Annotated in this window: 1 pseudogene; it reads right to left on the bottom strand. The window is 42.5% G+C overall.

The features are described from left to right. Positions 1 to 668: pseudogene (locus GO986_RS22440) on the bottom strand (S1 family peptidase); the annotation flags it as partial. Between the last annotated feature and the right edge of the window lie 170 nt (positions 669 to 838).

Raw genomic sequence — 838 nt, forward strand, 5'->3', positions numbered from 1 at the left:
ATTGTGATAGAAGGTATAGAGATATCAGCCTCATCTGCTTCAAGTATAGCTAGGTCGAGTTTTGCTTCATCGCTGAGCACGATCTTGCGTATTTCTACAGCTTGTTCGCCAATTAAGATTCTAAATCTGCTGGGATCCATTACTACATGCTTGGCAGTGGCAAATTTGCCTTTCCCTAAGTAAAAAGCACTACCTCTGCTCGTTACTGTTTCTCCTGAATCGTCGCTTTCAACCTCTACTTGAACAACGGATTGCAAGAAACGCTCTCTAACAGCTCTAAATCCATTCAGGAGCATAGTATAGCCGCCATACTCGGCGATACCTTCTCTATATGATATAGTTGAGTACTCTCCGGGAGTAAAAAGAGTGAGCTGAGTATTTCCCATTTGAATTAAGAGGCCCTCATTGACAAGCCTTTTGCAAACGCCTTCGTACGACAGTGAATCTTTGCTGGGTTCAATTCCCTTTTCCTCTATAAATTCGATAACATTTTTAAATATAAATTTCTGCGGCTTACCATCGATAGTTAGATATTTTATTCTAGGCTGATCCCTTACGGGAACTTCTGTTGAGGGAATAGTTAATCTGGCATTCTGAAGCAAGAAAAATTCCAAGAGAAGATCCACGATCTTTTTATCCTCGATGTTTTGATATACCGTTTGAGACATATATTGATTATGTATTATAAAAATCTCGCATCAAGATGAGAGGGGATGTGGCGGCTGCCTACCTCTCTGTAATCAGGTGTGCCTTCGTATGAACCAACTCCTTCAGCCTGACGGATGGATTCCGGGGCCTTTCCTGCCCCTGACACTGCTGTAGGGGTGAACACGGGAGT

Source organism: Deinococcus arboris (assembly GCF_009755355.1).
Lineage (GTDB): Bacteria > Deinococcota > Deinococci > Deinococcales > Deinococcaceae > Deinococcus > Deinococcus betulae.